Below are 15110 nucleotides of genomic sequence, written 5' to 3'. Positions count from 1 at the left end.
GTAATCAGGATTTAGGTCATCCTGAATGGCAGGTTACATTGACTCAATTTCAAATAATCAGGATTTGGGTCATCCTGAATGGCAGGTTACCAGAAGACCATCGTGGACGGTTCTGAAAATCAGAAAATCCCTCCCGGGTCATCTGCCATAACAAATGCTCCGGAAGGGATATAATATGACGTTATCTGATATTTCTAAGACTATTACTTTGCAAGAGCAGCCTTAACAGCTTCCTTAACACCTGTTGATGTAAGGGTTGCACCTGAAACACCATCGATCTCATCTGAGCCTGCCTCAACGATCTGCTTCTCAAGCTCCTCGAGTGCTGCACCGCCAACTGCAGGAGTCTCATCCTTGCCTTCGATAGAAGCTGCAACGATCTTGTCTCCATCCATTGTAAGAGTTACTGTAACATCTCCGCCGAAGCCCTTTCCTGTGCCTGTAAGAGTTGTTCCCTCTTCCTCAGCTGCTGCAGTTGTTTCTTCAGCTGCTGCGGTTGTCTCCTCTGCTGCTGCAGTTGTCTCTTCAGCTGCTACGGTTGTCTCCTCTGCTGCTGCAGTTGTCTCTTCAGCTGCTGCGGTTGTCTCCTCTGCTGCTACGGTTGTCTCCTGAGCTGCTGCTGTTGTAGCCTCAGGTGTAGAAGTTGATGCACATGCTGAAAGTGCAAGGATAACTCCTGCTGTTGCTGTCATAAGTGTTAATTTCTTCATATTTTTCTCCTCCTGAATCTGATCTGTCAGCCTGAATATATAAAAGCTGACCTCAAATACAAGTTCGAATTGTACTCTTTTGTTTCTTCAATGTCAAATATATCACATCAAAAAAGAGCGATTCAAAACCGCTCTTTTCCTGCAATACATATTCATTTTTAACAAGTATTTTTTCTAGATGCTTCATTAATTAATAATAATCACAAACAAACAAAACACAATTCTTTCAAATTGATTTCATTTTGTTTATTTTTGATCCCTCTCAGGACGAAACTTTATGATTCCTTTTCATTCCATCCCTGAAGAAACTTTACGCTTCCTTTTCATCCCATCACGGACGAATCTTTATGATTCCTTTTCATCCCACTCCGGACGAAGCTTTTTGCTCTCATAAAGCTTATTGTCTGCCCGCCGGTTCACCTTGATGAAATCTTCGGTATTATCCACATGACCAAAGGCGTAGCCCACACTGCAGGTCACATTATGCCCGATTTCACTTATGTCTATCTCATCAATCTTCTTTTTAAACAGATCAATCTTATACAAGACCTCAGCCTCGCTCAGATCCTTAAGGATGACCATCAGCTCATCTCCGCCGAAACGATACCCTAAGCCCGGTGAAAATGCCTCCTTCAAAGCATTGGCAATATCTATCAGCACCCTGTCTCCCACAATATGTCCATAAGTGTCATTAAACTTCTTAAAATGGTCAATGTCTATCATCAGAATGCATATTTCATGTCCTACAAGCTTTTCACAGTCATCAGTCAAACCAAATCTGTTGCGGAGCCCCGTAATCTTGTCTTCCCTTGCTTCCTTTCCTAGCACCGCATTGATTCGTTCAAGCTCTATCATCTGGGTTAAAGACCTTACCTTTATCTTATATCTCATTACCGAGCCCGTCACACACATAAAGGCAAGGGAGAAAAAGTTCACAGCCATGATATTTTCGGCTCCGTCATAAAGATATGCAAGCCAGTAAAATCCCTGAAAGGAAAACAGTATCAGGACAGTGGCAAATGTCGGAGGCAAGGTCACAATGCAGGAAATCCCCACCATGACCAGATAAAAAATGTTTGCCTGCATCCCGATCTTATAATGATATACGGAAATCAGGATGCTCCATATGATAAGAGCAACAAAATATATCGCATTAAGTATCTTTCTGTAGGTCCTGTTCCGTCTGAATAACCTTACAAATCGCACAATAATGCAATACCAAAAATTAATCAGAAAACCAATAGCAGCCTGTTTGACGCTGTAGTTGCTATTGTAATGTCCGTTTCCCATAAAAAGAAATATGGCAACCGCAATCAGCTCAGCTATAGCAAAAACAAATGTCATATACCTCATTATGATGGCGTTTTCATCATCCGCCCTTCTCTGTACATCGGCATCCGGCGATGTCGTAAATAATTCTTTTAAATACTCAAAACTGCTCATATATTAACGCCTTTTTTGAGACTTATTATCTGACACTCAGATAAAGATTTAAGTGGCTCATAGTATGTTTATCCAAATCAAACGCATTATTCTGAAGACTGCTTATCACAGGAATCATGATTGATAACCGTTTTCCAATGCTTCCGATTTTGATGTTAGTTTTCCCATTGTATACCTAAATTATGAATATTTAAAGAACAATATTTGCATATCTTATAGACCTAAAATTTGCAAATCATTTGCAAAAGTATTGACATTGGCTTTCTATAAGGTTATTATAGCGCAAGTCGGAAATTTGCAATTGATTTGCAATTTGTTGTTTATTATTGAAAAGGACCTTTTTATGCAGCGTCATTATCATTCAAAAGGAAGTTATCTGGTTGAAAACTATGCCAGAGAGCATCAGGAATCTGCCTTCAGCGCAAAGCAGGTAGTGGATTACGCAAAAGAACAGAATGTTAATATCAATACCGCTACCATATACAGAAACCTTGAGAAGATGGCCTCGGAAGGTATGCTCCTTAAGACAAAGGGGCAGGAATCCGATTCTGTTTTCTACCAGTTTGTTTCGGAGCATATCGACTGCCATAATCATTTACACGCAAGATGCAGGAACTGCGGCAAAATCCTTCACCTGGAGCACGATACCTGCGAAATGTTTTTTGAACACATGATGAAGAAATACAACTTCACCATACAGGCCGACATGACAACTATTTGCGGTTTATGTGAGGATTGCAGAAAAGGAGCTTAACGTATTTCATCATTGATGGATTAGCCGATTAGATGTGCCTCAATGTGTCAGATATTAAGGCTCAAAAAAAGCATTAATATCTGAGCCTGTTAGATTGACATCTGTGTGTCAGATATAAATGGCTGAAAACAAACATTTATAGATGAGGAGAAGTTATTATGAAGAAAAATATGCTCTCAGGAATTATTTCTTTTGTCATTACAGTCTCAGCCCTTGCAGGCTGCGCCCAGAATTCTGTCCCGGAGATATCAAACAGTTCACAGCCCGGAGGCGCCTCAACCGGTAAGGTTTCGATTGTCTGCACCAGCTTCCCGCAGTACGACTGGGTATGTCAGCTCACAAAGGGCTTGGACGATGAATTTGAGATCACTTACCTCCAGAATACAGGAGCTGATCTTCACAGCTATCAGCCAAGCGCTATAGACATCGCAACCATAGGTTCTTCAGATCTTTTCATATATATAGGAGGAGAGTCCGACTCATGGGTGGAGGGTGCCATTAAAAATGCCGTAAACCCGGACCTCATTTCCATAAGTATGATGGATGCTCTCGGCAGCCGCGTTAAGGAAGAAGAGCTTAAAGAAGGCATGCAGGAAGATGACCATGATCATGACTCAGAGGATCATGATCACGATGATCACGAGATCGGAAACCACGAAGCCGAAGAACATGATCAGGATACCGGGGATCATGACCACATTGACAAGGCGCATGTTCAGGATTCCCAGGATCATGACCACATTGACAAGGCGCATGTTCAGGATTCTGAGGATCACCATCACGAAGAGAGCGAAGTCGAGTACGACGAGCACGTATGGCTTTCCCTCAGAAATGCGGAAGCCCTCACTGAAATGATTGCTGACCGGCTTGAAACATTGGCACCGGAATCTGCAGCTACAGTTAAAGCAAACTGCGATAACTATGTAGCAGAGCTTAAGGAGCTTGATCACGAATATGAAACAGCTATCGAAGCTGCTCCTGTAAAGACCATCATCTTCGGTGACCGTTTCCCCTTCCGTTACCTTGTGGACGATTACAACCTCGATTACTATGCTGCCTTTGTAGGCTGCTCAGCTGAAACGGAAGCAAGCTTTGAAACCATCTCCTTCCTTACAAACAAGGTGGATGAGCTGCAGGTACCTGCCATCCTCACCATCGAGAATGGTGATCAGAAGGTGGCAAAGACCATCCTTAATAACACTAAATCAAAGAATCAGCAGATCCTTGTTATGGATTCAATCCAGTCGGTATCTCAGGAAGCCATAAATGGCGGAAAGACCTACCTCGGAGCCATGGAAGAGAATCTGAAGACATTAAAGACAGCGTTGGGCTTGAAATAACCCCCGGAGGCATCAATGGCATATATTACATGTAAGGACCTGGCCGTAGGCTACAGTCCCTATATAGTTGCAAAAGAGATCAATTTTGAGATCAATAAAGGTGATTACATCTGCGTTGTGGGAGAAAACGGTGCCGGCAAGAGTACCCTTATGAAAACCATTCTCCATCTGCAGAGCGCCTGCGAAGGCTCCATAACTCTCGGTGACGGACTTACCCCCAGAGAGATCGGCTACCTTCCGCAGCAAACATTAGTACAGCGCGATTTCCCGGCCACAGTTCGTGAAATCGTTCTTTCCGGAACCATCACAAAGGGTTTCGGTTTTTTCTATAGTAAGGAACAGAAACAGACAGCAGAGGCAATGATGGAGCAGCTCCATATAAGTGATCTTGCATCACAAAGCTACCGCCAGCTTTCAGGCGGTCAGCAGCAGCGGGTACTCCTGGCCAGAGCCCTTTGTGCCACCGACAAGCTCCTGGTTCTGGACGAGCCCATCAGCGGCCTGGATCCTTCCGCAACGGATGAGCTCTACCAGCTTATATCCGAGCTTAATGCTAACGGCACCTCGATCCTCATGGTAACCCACGATCTCAATGCCCTTCAGTACGCGTCCCACGTTTTACACGTAACCAAGGACAGCAGTCTCTTCCTTGAAAGAGATGCATACCTGGAAAGCAAGAATTACATCAAGTTAAACAAGGAGGAATCCGATGGAATGGATAACTAAACTACAATACTACATGGGATTCCCCTTTGTGAAATACGCCCTCATAGTCGCTGTGCTGACCGCCCTTTGCTCCTCTCTTCTCGGGGTCATACTGGTGCTGAGGCGCTTTTCCTACATCGGAGACGGACTTTCCCACGTAGCCTTCGGAGCCCTGGCAGTTGCCTCTGTACTTAAGGTTACAAATCAGATGGTGATCATACTTCCCGTCACTATCATTACCGCGGTTTTACTTCTGGCGGGAGGAAAGAACAAGAAGCTTACCGGAGACTCAGCCATCGCCATTTACTCCGTGGGAGCCTTGGCAATCGGTTATCTTCTTATGAACACCTTTTCCACCTCAGCCAATATTTCCGGCGATGTATGTACAACCCTGTTCGGATCCACATCGATTCTGACCCTTACAGGAGAGCAGGTTACGTTATGTATCGTTCTTTCCATCATAACTGTTCTGGTGTTCGTACTGTTTTATAACCGTATCTTTATGGTTACCTTCGACGAAAGCTTTGCCAAAGCGTCCGGAATCAACACAGCTGCTTATCAAACCCTGATAGCTGTCATCACCGCCATGGTCATAGTGCTTGCCATGAACCTGGTGGGTTCCCTATTGATAACTGCCCTTCTGGTGTTCCCGGTGCTTTCCGCAATGAGAGTGTTCCAGAGCTTCAGAGGTGTTATCATATATTCAGCGGTACTTTCAATCTTTGGTGCAGTAACCGGAATCCTGGTTTCCATACTGGCTTCCACACCGGTTGGTTCCACCATAGTAATTTTTGATCTGATACTGTTTCTGATACACTGTGGTATAGGGAGTGTAAGAGGCTGATAAGCCTCTTATTTTTTTTCGATCAAACCGTCACGCGTGTGTTATGTTTATACAAAAGCACATGTGCCGTTCAGCGCGAAATCCGGAAGGGTATATTTTCCCTACTCGATTCATGAATGTTTTATTGTTATATACACCCCTTTTCGGGTGGTTTTTTTAGATTCAAAAAAACCACATGGGTTTGACCCATGTGGCTTTCATATATCGGTTCTAAATTACTTGAGAGTAACTTTAGCGCCAACTTCCTCAAGCTTCTTCTTGAGCTCTTCAGCCTCTGCCTTAGGAGCTGCCTCCTTAAGTACCTTAGGAGCTGCCTCAACAGCTTCCTTAGCTTCCTTAAGGCCAAGACCAGTTGCCTCACGAACAACCTTGATAACCTTGATCTTCTCTGCGCCTACCTCTGTAAGCTCAACGTCGAACTCTGTCTTCTCCTCAGCTGGAGCTGCACCTGCAGCAGGACCTGCAACAACAACACCTGCAGCAGCAGATACACCAAACTCTTCCTCAACAGCCTTTACAAGGTCATTAAGCTCTACAACAGAAAGCTCCTTGATAGCTGCGATAAACTCTTCTGTAGTTAACTTAGCCATTTTAATTTCCTCCATTTAGAAATTTGTGCCCGGGGCACTGATTGAATTTTTGTTATAAACTATGCAATTTACATTGCTTTTGTAATCTTTAGATTACTATGTGAAGCTTTAAGCCGCTTCACGATGCCATAAGCTTATAATTAAGCTGCAGGCTCGCTCTTCTCTGCAACCTGATTGATAACGCGTGCGAAGTTTGCGATAGGACTCTGAAGAGAACCACAAAGTCTTGAGAGAAGCTCCTCTCTTGAAGGGATAGCTGCAAGAGTCTGAACCTCGTTCTTGTCATAAAGCTTGCCTTCAGCAACTGCTGCCTTAAGCTCAAGCTTAGGAGCTGTCTTAGCAAACTTAGCGATGATTCTTGCTGCTGCTGCAGGATCTTCCTTTGATACTGCAATAGCTGTAGGTCCCTCAAGTACGTCATCAAGCTGAGCGAAATCTGTACCCTCTGCTGCTCTCTTGATAAGAGTGTTCTTGTAAACCTTGTACTGAACACCAGCCTCTCTTAACTGCTTACGAAGAATTGTATCCTGCTCAACAGTAAGTCCGAGGTAATCAACGGCAGTAACAGCTACAGCACCATCAAAAAGTGCCTTGATCTCGTCAACGATTGGCTGTTTAATTTCAACCTTTGCCATTTTACGGTTTTTCCTCCTTATAAGATTTCGTATAAACCTTTCTAAAAGGAAAACCCCATGCCAAAAGACATGGGGTTGAACAAACTAAATCGTTTGTATCTTTCCTCGGCAGGCGTTCTGTCTTACGGTACTTTACGGTACCACCTGCTGTCTTCGGGTTAATACGTTGCGTATATTAACATCCGTTATTCGGATTGTCAATAACTAATATGTATTTTTTAATTAAGCACCGAACTGAACAGTATCAAGCTTAACTCCGGGACCCATTGTAGATGTCAGAGTAGCTGACTTCATGTATGTTCCCTTAAGTGTAGCAGGTCTGGCCTTAACGATAGCACTCATAAGTGCGCTAAGGTTCTCCTGAAGCTTAGCTGTCTCGAAAGATGCCTTTCCAACAGGAACGTGGATGATGTTAGCCTTGTCAAGACGATACTCAACCTTACCGGCCTTAGTATCAGCGATTGCCTTAGCTACATCCATAGTAACAGTACCTGTCTTAGGGTTTGGCATTAAGCCCTTAGGTCCGAGGAGACGACCGATACGTCCAACAACGCCCATCATATCAGGTGTAGCGATTACTACATCGTAATCGAACCAACCACCCTGGATCTTAGGAATAAGCTCCTCTGCTCCTACGAAATCTGCACCGGCTGCCTGAGCTTCATCAGCCTTAGCGCCCTTTGCAAATACGAGGATTCTAACCTTCTTACCTGTTCCGGCAGGAAGTACAACGGAACCACGAACCTGCTGATCAGCGTGACGTGAGTCACAACCGGTTCTGATGTGAAGTTCAACGGTCTCGTCGAATTTTGCTGTTGCATTCTTCTTTACAAGCTCGATAGCGTCTACTGCACTGTACTTTACAGCTCTGTCTACGCCCTGAGCAGCTGCATTATATCTCTTACCTGTTTTCATAATCAGTTGACCTCCCTATTACTTCTCTACTTCAACGCCCATTGATCTGCATGTTCCGGCGATCATAGACATAGCAGCTTCAAGTGATGCAGCATTAAGATCTTTCATCTTTGTCTCTGCAATCTTCTGAAGATCAGCCTTACTGATTGTAGCAACCTTGTTCTTGTTAGGCTGGCCTGATGCCTTCTGAAGCTTACAAGCCTTCTTGATAAGAACTGCTGCAGGAGGAGTCTTTGTGATGAAGCTGAAGCTTCTGTCAGCGTAAACAGTGATAACTACAGGGATGACAACATCACCCTCGTTAGCTGTTCTTGCATTGAACTCCTTTGTGAATGCAACGATATTTACACCATGCTGTCCAAGAGCAGGACCTACTGGTGGAGCCGGTGTTGCTTTACCAGCTGGAATCTGTAACTTGATATAACCTTCTACCTTCTTTGCCATTATGGCACCTCCTTGTGGTAATTGCGGGGTAGACGAACTATTCGCTAACCCTCCCATACTTTGTTATCTGAGTTTCTGAACTTCTCCGTAGGACAACTCTACAGGAGTTTCTCTGCCGAACATCTCAACTGAGATGGTAACGGTCTTCTTCTGATCATTGATCTCGCTGATGACACCGACTGTATCCTTCCATGCTCCGGAAATAACAGATACTGTATCTCCCAATGCGAAATCCACAAGCACTTCTGACTTTCTATAGCCGAGGCTTATGATTTCCTCTTCTGAAAGAGGCGTTGGCTCTGATCCCGGGCCAACAAATCCGGTGACGCCACGTGTATTTCTCACAACGTACCAGGTTTCCTGATTCATGACCATATTAACGAGAACATAGCCCGGGAACATTTTCTTATCAGTCTTCTTCTCAACGCCGTTCTTCATTTCAATGACCGGCTGCATCGGAACGCTGACTTCAAGAATGAGATCCTGAAGACCACGGTTTTCGATGGTCTTTTCCAGATCCATCTTGACCTTGTTCTCGTAGCCTGAATAGGTATGAGCTACATACCAACGAGCTGCAGAATTTGTCTCTGACATTGATATCCCCTTTACTTAAGTATAAAGCCAAGTCCTGTCTTCATGATGAGATCAAGAACTGCGATAACAACTCCTATAAGCAAACCTACAACGATAGTAGCTGTAGTTTCCTTTATAACGGCCTGTCTATTCGGGAAAATAATCTTGTTAAATTCCGTCCTGAGACCCTTGAAGAAGCTCTCTAAACCGGAACTCTTCTTCTCGTCCATTACTTTGTCTCCTTATGAAGCGTGTGCTGTTTACAGAATCTGCAATACTTACGAATTTCCATTCTCTCAGGATGGTTCTTCTTTTCCTTAGTCGTGAAGTAATTTCTCTGCTTACATTCTGTACATGCTAAAATAATCTTTGTGCGCACGGCTGTTCACCTCCAATGATTCTTAACTCCGCATGACTACGAAATTAGTGCATAAAAAATAGGGCTGAGCCCCTTGTTTACGTGCAAACTATAACATGTAGTCCCGATATCGTCAAGCAAAACGCCAAAACCTTCTGTTATTTAAATTTTTTAGTGATTATCACATTTGTAATTGAATTAAATTATAATACTTTATATACTATTAGATATTATTCTATACATCTATATAGGAAGGCACACCATGGATCTACGTCGAATTGAAAATATCATACGTATAGCAGAGGAAAAAAACATTACACGCGCCGCAGACAAGCTTTTCATTTCCCAGCCCGCGCTTAATCTGCAGCTTCTGAATCTTGAGAAGGAGCTCGGAACCAAACTCTTCTATAGAAGAGGAAATGAATGGGCCATCACCGAAGCCGGCAAGATCTATGTGGACACCGCCAGGAAGATGATAGCCATGAAGAAGGACTGTTACTCCAGGATCTCCGACATTGCAAAGCTTCATAATGAAGAAATCGCTGTGGGAGCGGCAGGTATCGAAGCCGACTATATGATGACTTCCATCTACCGTCAGTTCCACAAGCAGAATCCTACAGTCAAGCTCCAGCTTAATATCATGAAGGGATTGAAGGCCCAGGAGCTGGTTAAGAACGGCACCATCGATCTCGGTATCATCCTCATGGGTGACAAGCAGAACTACCGTCTTCAGTATGAGTTTCTGAGTCATGTGGAAATGGTTCTGGCCGTTGCATCATCAAATCCTCTGGTAAATGAGATTGAAACAGAAGAGGACGGCACGGAGGTTATCGATATTCAGAAATTCAAGGATGTTCCTTTCTTCCTTGGACCGAAGGACTCAACAGAGCGTTATGTTTCCGAGATGGTATTTGAGCAGGCCGGCTTCGAGCCTGATGTTTATATGGACGCCGAGGGTATCAACTATGAGCTTGCCCTTGTGGCGGCCGACGAGTGTGCCGCTCTTATCGGAGCTTCACATCACGTTGAGATTCCTGATGATGTGCGTCTCATCAAGCTGAAGACTCATCCCGTAATGAACGCCTATGCCGTTTACCGCAAGGACAAGTATCTGTCAGAGCCAATGCGAAACCTCATTGATCTCGCAAGGGACTACTGGACCGAAGGTTAAATCTCATAAAATATTTAAGCTGCCCCTGACAAAGGAGCAGCTTTATTTTTCATAAAATATAAATTTTAACCGTCCGCCTTTATGGCCAGAGCGAAGCAGTATATCTTTTCCACACCGGCGGCTTTCAGGCAGCGGCTGGCAGCCTCCAGGGTTGCGCCGGTTGTAAAGATGTCGTCAACTATCAGGACTGAGTGCAAATCCGAAGGTATGTAACCCGCATAGAACGCACTTGTCAGATTTTTAAGTCTTTCCGCAGCATTAAGCTCCTTTAGTGCTGTGGTCTTTTTATGTCTGTTCAGGGCTTCCTCGTAGACAGGTATCCCCAGAGCTTTCCCCATAACATCGGCAAGGACTGCCGCCTGGTTGTAGCCACGCTTCCTGAGTCTCGTCTTATGTACCGGAATGGGCACGATGGCATCCACCCCCATCTTCTTTATCCTGTCTCCGTATAGCTCAACCGCTTTCTTTCCATAATAATCAAGGAACTCCCTTGCACCGGTATATTTTATTCTCGTAATGGAATGAGCCACCTCATCGCTGTAGCTCATGAGGGCATAGCCGTACTCAAAGCTGAATCGATGGCGCTTGCAGTTGCTGCAGAGCTCCTCCTCTTCCGACACGATCTCTCTGCCGCAGACCTTACATACAGGCTCTGTGATGAAGTGAATTCGGCCGATACATTCCGGACATATAAGTTCTCCCCGGGGCGATACTATATCCTCACAGATGGGGCACTTTCTCGGAAACAAAAGCTCTGTCACTTTAGCCTTCAATCCATCGCAGAACCGCTGATCAGAGTCTTTCCCTGATCTGATTTTTTCCGGTGTACGTCCTTTTTCCAACCGGGTTTTAGATAGATTGTTTCCTTTTAAACCCTGTGTTCTTTCAGAAAATCCACCTTCCCCGAACTCTCTCCTCACCATAACCGATCCATTAGTTTCCTGCATCTTTTATCTCCTGCAACCTCTCCTTAAGAGATGAATATCTCCTTGCCTCGGATTCGTTGTTTATCATCTGCTCAAATATCTGCGGGTTCCCTACGAGGCACACACACCTTTTGGCTCTGGTGACTGCAGTGTAGAGAAGATTTCGGTTCATAAGCATTTGCGGACCCTGGTACATGGGGATGACCACCGCCGGATACTCCGAGCCCTGGGACTTATGTATGGTTATGGCATAGGCCAGGTCCAGGCTGTCGCACTGCTTGAACTCATACTCAACGAATCTGTCGTCAAACTGAACCGTGAGAGTCTGGGCAAAATTATTGATCTCCGTTATGATGCCAATGTCTCCGTTGAACACACCCTCACCCTTTTCGATGGGGATACCGAATCTGCCCTTTATCTCCCATATGAGGTTGTAGTCATTCTTCACCTGCATGACCTTGTCCCCAAGGCGGAAAAGGGTACCGTTTATTTCCTTCTCCGGTTTCTTTCCGTCCTTAGGATTAAGCTTTTCCTGAAGGAGCTGGTTAAGCCTCTCAACTCCCAGAGCACCCTTACGCTGAGGTGTCATGATCTGAATCTCAAAGGGGTCAACGCCAAGATACCCCGGAAGCTTGTCCGTTACCAGAGCAGTGATGGAGCTGAATATCTGGTCCGGTCCCGGATTCCTTATAAACAGGAAATCCTTTGATTTTTTGCCGAGATCCACCTTTGCGCCTTCATTGATCTTATGGGCGTTAACAACTATGTCAGACTCTGCGGCCTGTCTGAAAATGTGATTAAGCTTCACCGTACGTATACAGCCCGAGCTAATGATGTCTCTCAGAACATTTCCGGCTCCGACGGAAGGAAGCTGGTTGGCATCACCTACCATGATAAGTCTTGTGCCCTTGTGTATAGCCTTAAGGAGTGAATTCATGAGGAATATATCCACCATGGACATCTCATCGATGATTACCACATCACACTCCAAAGGATTCAGGTCATCTCTTTCAAAATGGCCTCTGACCTGCTCAATGCCTTCCTTATCATCTTCCTCAGGTCTTCCCTGATACTCCAGCAGACGATGAATGGTGGAGGCAGGCCAGCCTGTGGATTCCGACATCCTCTTTGCAGCTCTGCCTGTGGGAGCCGCCAAAAGTATGGTTTTACCCTTTTCGGCGTAAACTCTTATTATTGTATTGATGGTTGTGGTCTTTCCGGTACCGGGACCTCCCGTAATGACCAGAAGACCTGAATTAACCGCGATTGAAACAGCCTTCCTCTGAAGGTCATCAAGCTCTATTCCCTCTTTTTCGGTTATCTCATCTATGATCTCTTCCAGCTCCTCATCCGGCTCCTCGTCGCCTTCGATGTTTAACTCCTGAAGCTTCGTTGCTACCTGAAGCTCTGTGTAATATAAAGATGCTCTGTAGACTCTGGTATCCGGGTCTGTGTTCCTGTCGTCAGCATTGAAAACCACCTCCCCGCTACCGGTCTCCGAAAGAAAATCATCGAGAGTCATCTTTTTCGCAGCATTTTTCACGATGACCTTTCCCTGCATCTGAAGGTCTATAAGATAATGATTTATATCATGAATGGTGATATTGAGAAGCGTCTCGGAAGCCTGCAAAAGCTCCGGAAGCGGCAGATAGCAATGTCCGTTTCCCTCCGCCATGGAAAGTGCATACTGGATCCCGGACTCGATACGAAAATCGGAATCCGCCTTGATACCGGCATTCCGGGCTATCTCATCACAGGTGCGAAAGCCGATGCCTTCGATATCCTCGGCAAGCTTATAAGGATTGTCCCGGATGATATCGTACATTTCATTTCCGTAATGCGTGAATATCTTCCCCGCCATATTGATGGAAATGCCGTACTGCTGCAGAAACATTACCGCATCCTGCATATCCCTTTTTGAATTTACGGAAGCTGCTATATCAACCGCCTTGTTTTTGGAAATGCCTTTGACTTCACTAAGTCTCTCCGGCTCCTCCTGGATGATACGCATGGTATCGTCTCCGAATTTCTTTACAATGCGGGCAGCCATGGCGGCACCTATACCCTTTATGGCACCGGAGCCGAGATACCTCTCCACAGCTTCGGCTGTCTCGGGAGCCACCACCTGGTATTTGTCGATCACGAACTGCGTACCATAAATCTGGTGGGTGGTTTCATGACCGTCGGCCTTGATATTTTCACCGGCCTCCAGACCGGGAACCGTCCCCACCAGGGTGTAGTCCTTACCCTTCATAACTCCGACCATAACCGTGTAGCCGGTGGAATCACTTCTATATATAATATGGTCTATATATCCCTCAAAAAATTCCAATTCTGTTTTCCTTCTATAGTAATTCGATATATTCACTATCCTGTACCGACTTAGAAAAACCCACAGGTATGTGAAGCATCTTCTGCACTTTCGTTATTTTAATATAAAAAGGGCAGCCCCTGAAGGCTACCCCTAAAATATCATGTTTATGACCCTTTTACTTCTGCATTTAACGGTCAACTTCCGGAAAAAGAACATTAAACCTTATCCCTGCAGCTTAAAGGTCATCGTCATCGCCGTTGACAATATCGATAAACTTACCTGTACCGATGGCGACAGCAGTGAGAGGATCCTCAGCAAGAACACAATTTATACCTGTCTTCTCCTGCATGAGCTTATCCAGACCGTAAAGCAGAGCCCCTCCGCCCGTCATCACGATACCTCTCTCGTATATATCAGCTGCAAGCTCGGGAGGCGTACGCTCCAGAACATTATGTACAGCATTTACGATCATGGTTGCCGGCTCCATAAGCGCATCCATGATCTCGTCGGAGCTGACTACCACAGTCTTGGGAAGTGCCGTAACCAGGTTACGTCCCCTCACTTCCATAGTGATATTCTCAGGTCTCTTGCTAGCGCAGCCGATATTGACCTTGATATCCTCCGCAGTTCTCTCTCCTATAAGAAGATTGTGCTTCTTACGCATATATCTGATGATGGCTTCATCGAAGTCATCTCCGGCCACCTTGATAGACTCAGATACCACCGGTCCGTCAAGGGCGATCACAGCTATATCAGAAGTGCCTCCCCCGATGTCGATGATCATATTGCCCTGAGGTTTGCTAATGTCTATGCCGGCGCCTATGGCTGCTGCCACAGGTTCCTCAATGATGGTAACCTCTCTTGCACCTGCGTGATAGGTAGCATCCTCAACCGCCTTCTTCTCAACCTCAGTTGCGCCGGAAGGTATGCAAACCGATACACGGGGCTTACGTAATGTACGTCTGCCCACAGCCTTGTCTATAAAGTGCCTGAGCATCTGCTCTGTTAAGGTATAGTCCGAAATAACACCCTGTCTCAAAGGACGAACAGCAGCTATATTCTCAGGTGTCCTTCCAAGCATGAGACGGGCATCCTCACCATAGGCCATAACCTTACCGGTGTCTTTATTGACAGCCACGACGGCCGGCTCCTTCAGAACCACACCTCTGCCCTTGATATACACAAGCACGCTTGAAGTACCAAGATCAATTCCGATATCATTTGAAATCAATGAAAACATTAAAATCTCCTACTTAATACCATAATCTTTTACAGTATAAGGTATATCCTCATTTTTTTAAAGTTTTTTTTCATAGAGGCCGGAGACTTTGAGCGCAAAAAAAGAATCCGTAAGGATTCTCTCTTTGTTGGGTCTAGAGCCTCTTAGG

17 protein-coding genes and 1 other annotated feature are annotated in these 15110 nt (G+C 45.1%); of the genes, 5 read left to right on the top strand and 12 right to left on the bottom strand.

All coding sequences use genetic code 11. From position 1 onward, the window contains the following. Nucleotides 1-203 precede the first annotated feature (203 nt). Together G625_RS22800 and G625_RS0114825 are read right to left on the bottom strand one after the other, a co-directional pair. Nucleotides 204-710 carry an FMN-binding protein gene (locus G625_RS22800; RefSeq protein ID WP_049895934.1) on the bottom strand — a complete coding sequence of 169 codons (507 nt, stop codon included), beginning with the start codon at nucleotides 708-710 and terminating at the stop codon, nucleotides 204-206. Nucleotides 711-1055: 345 nt separating this feature from the next. Continuing rightward, on the bottom strand, nucleotides 1056-2153 hold the full coding sequence (locus tag G625_RS0114825) for a GGDEF domain-containing protein (protein WP_029201716.1): 1098 nt from the start codon (nucleotides 2151-2153) through the stop codon (nucleotides 1056-1058). 343 nt (nucleotides 2154-2496) lie between these two features. On the opposite strand from G625_RS0114825, the gene G625_RS0114820 reads away from it, so the two are divergent. The 4 genes from G625_RS0114820 (at nucleotide 2497) to G625_RS0114805 (ending at nucleotide 5796) form a co-directional block, all read left to right on the top strand. After that, entirely contained in the window at nucleotides 2497-2907 is a 411-nt protein-coding gene (locus G625_RS0114820) for a Fur family transcriptional regulator (protein WP_029201715.1), read from the top strand. 158 nt (nucleotides 2908-3065) lie between these two features. Then, nucleotides 3066-4247, top strand: coding sequence for a metal ABC transporter substrate-binding protein (locus tag G625_RS0114815; RefSeq protein ID WP_029201714.1), 1182 nt, complete (start codon nucleotides 3066-3068; stop codon nucleotides 4245-4247). A 15-nt stretch (nucleotides 4248-4262) separates the two neighbouring features. Further along, nucleotides 4263-4973 carry a metal ABC transporter ATP-binding protein gene (locus G625_RS0114810; protein WP_029201713.1) on the top strand — a complete coding sequence of 237 codons (711 nt, stop codon included), beginning with the start codon at nucleotides 4263-4265 and terminating at the stop codon, nucleotides 4971-4973. Continuing rightward, nucleotides 4957-5796, top strand: coding sequence for a metal ABC transporter permease (locus G625_RS0114805; RefSeq protein ID WP_198014916.1), 840 nt, complete (start codon nucleotides 4957-4959; stop codon nucleotides 5794-5796). Before G625_RS0114810 ends, G625_RS0114805 begins: the two co-directional genes overlap by 17 nt. 215 nt (nucleotides 5797-6011) lie before the next feature. On the opposite strand, the gene rplL is transcribed toward G625_RS0114805, so the two are convergent. From rplL to rpmG, 7 genes are all read right to left on the bottom strand, one after another. Further along, nucleotides 6012-6386, bottom strand: a complete 375-nt coding sequence (gene rplL, locus G625_RS0114800) for a 50S ribosomal protein L7/L12 (RefSeq protein ID WP_029201711.1) — start codon at nucleotides 6384-6386, stop codon at nucleotides 6012-6014. Between the two features lie 140 nt (nucleotides 6387-6526). After that, entirely contained in the window at nucleotides 6527-7021 is a 495-nt protein-coding gene (gene rplJ / locus G625_RS0114795) for a 50S ribosomal protein L10 (RefSeq protein ID WP_029201710.1), read from the bottom strand. 37 nt (nucleotides 7022-7058) lie between these two features. Further along, nucleotides 7059-7196 (bottom strand) — a sequence feature (ribosomal protein L10 leader region). A gap of 47 nt (nucleotides 7197-7243) precedes the next feature. Continuing rightward, on the bottom strand, nucleotides 7244-7936 hold the full coding sequence (rplA, locus tag G625_RS0114790; RefSeq protein WP_044933063.1) for a 50S ribosomal protein L1: 693 nt from the start codon (nucleotides 7934-7936) through the stop codon (nucleotides 7244-7246). 18 nt (nucleotides 7937-7954) lie between these two features. Beyond that, nucleotides 7955-8380: a 50S ribosomal protein L11 gene (rplK, locus tag G625_RS0114785; protein WP_029201708.1), complete on the bottom strand. Its 426-nt coding sequence runs from the start codon at nucleotides 8378-8380 to the stop codon at nucleotides 7955-7957. 63 nt (nucleotides 8381-8443) lie between these two features. Next, nucleotides 8444-8974, bottom strand: a complete 531-nt coding sequence (nusG, locus tag G625_RS0114780; protein ID WP_029201707.1) for a transcription termination/antitermination protein NusG — start codon at nucleotides 8972-8974, stop codon at nucleotides 8444-8446. An 11-nt stretch (nucleotides 8975-8985) separates the two neighbouring features. Beyond that, the gene (secE, locus tag G625_RS0114775) at nucleotides 8986-9183 is read right to left on the bottom strand and encodes a preprotein translocase subunit SecE (protein WP_029201706.1); all 198 of its coding nucleotides are present in this window, start codon (nucleotides 9181-9183) and stop codon (nucleotides 8986-8988) included. Continuing rightward, entirely contained in the window at nucleotides 9183-9332 is a 150-nt protein-coding gene (rpmG, locus tag G625_RS0114770) for a 50S ribosomal protein L33 (protein WP_029201705.1), read from the bottom strand. The genes secE and rpmG overlap by 1 nt, the downstream gene beginning before the upstream one ends. A 241-nt stretch (nucleotides 9333-9573) precedes the next feature. Here rpmG and G625_RS0114765 point away from each other — a divergent pair, with 241 nt between their 5' ends. Then, nucleotides 9574-10482 (top strand): LysR family transcriptional regulator, encoded by a 909-nt coding sequence (locus G625_RS0114765; RefSeq protein ID WP_029201704.1) that lies wholly within the window; start codon nucleotides 9574-9576, stop codon nucleotides 10480-10482. 65 nt (nucleotides 10483-10547) lie between these two features. Here the strand turns inward: G625_RS0114765 and G625_RS0114760 are convergent, their stop codons facing one another. The 3 genes from G625_RS0114760 to G625_RS0114750 all read right to left on the bottom strand — a co-directional run bounded on the left by G625_RS0114760 (nucleotide 10548) and on the right by G625_RS0114750 (nucleotide 14962). Further along, nucleotides 10548-11429: a ComF family protein gene (locus G625_RS0114760; RefSeq protein ID WP_242826650.1), complete on the bottom strand. Its 882-nt coding sequence runs from the start codon at nucleotides 11427-11429 to the stop codon at nucleotides 10548-10550. Continuing rightward, the gene (recD2, locus tag G625_RS0114755) at nucleotides 11416-13740 is read right to left on the bottom strand and encodes an SF1B family DNA helicase RecD2 (RefSeq protein WP_029201702.1); all 2325 of its coding nucleotides are present in this window, start codon (nucleotides 13738-13740) and stop codon (nucleotides 11416-11418) included. Before recD2 ends, G625_RS0114760 begins: the two co-directional genes overlap by 14 nt. A gap of 217 nt (nucleotides 13741-13957) precedes the next feature. Then, nucleotides 13958-14962: a rod shape-determining protein gene (locus tag G625_RS0114750; protein ID WP_029201701.1), complete on the bottom strand. Its 1005-nt coding sequence runs from the start codon at nucleotides 14960-14962 to the stop codon at nucleotides 13958-13960. Between the last annotated feature and the right edge of the window lie 148 nt (nucleotides 14963-15110).

It is taken from the genome of Oribacterium sp. NK2B42, from assembly GCF_000424445.1.
Classification (GTDB): domain Bacteria; phylum Bacillota; class Clostridia; order Lachnospirales; family Lachnospiraceae; genus Oribacterium.
This window is presented reverse-complemented; position numbering and strand designations above follow the sequence as displayed.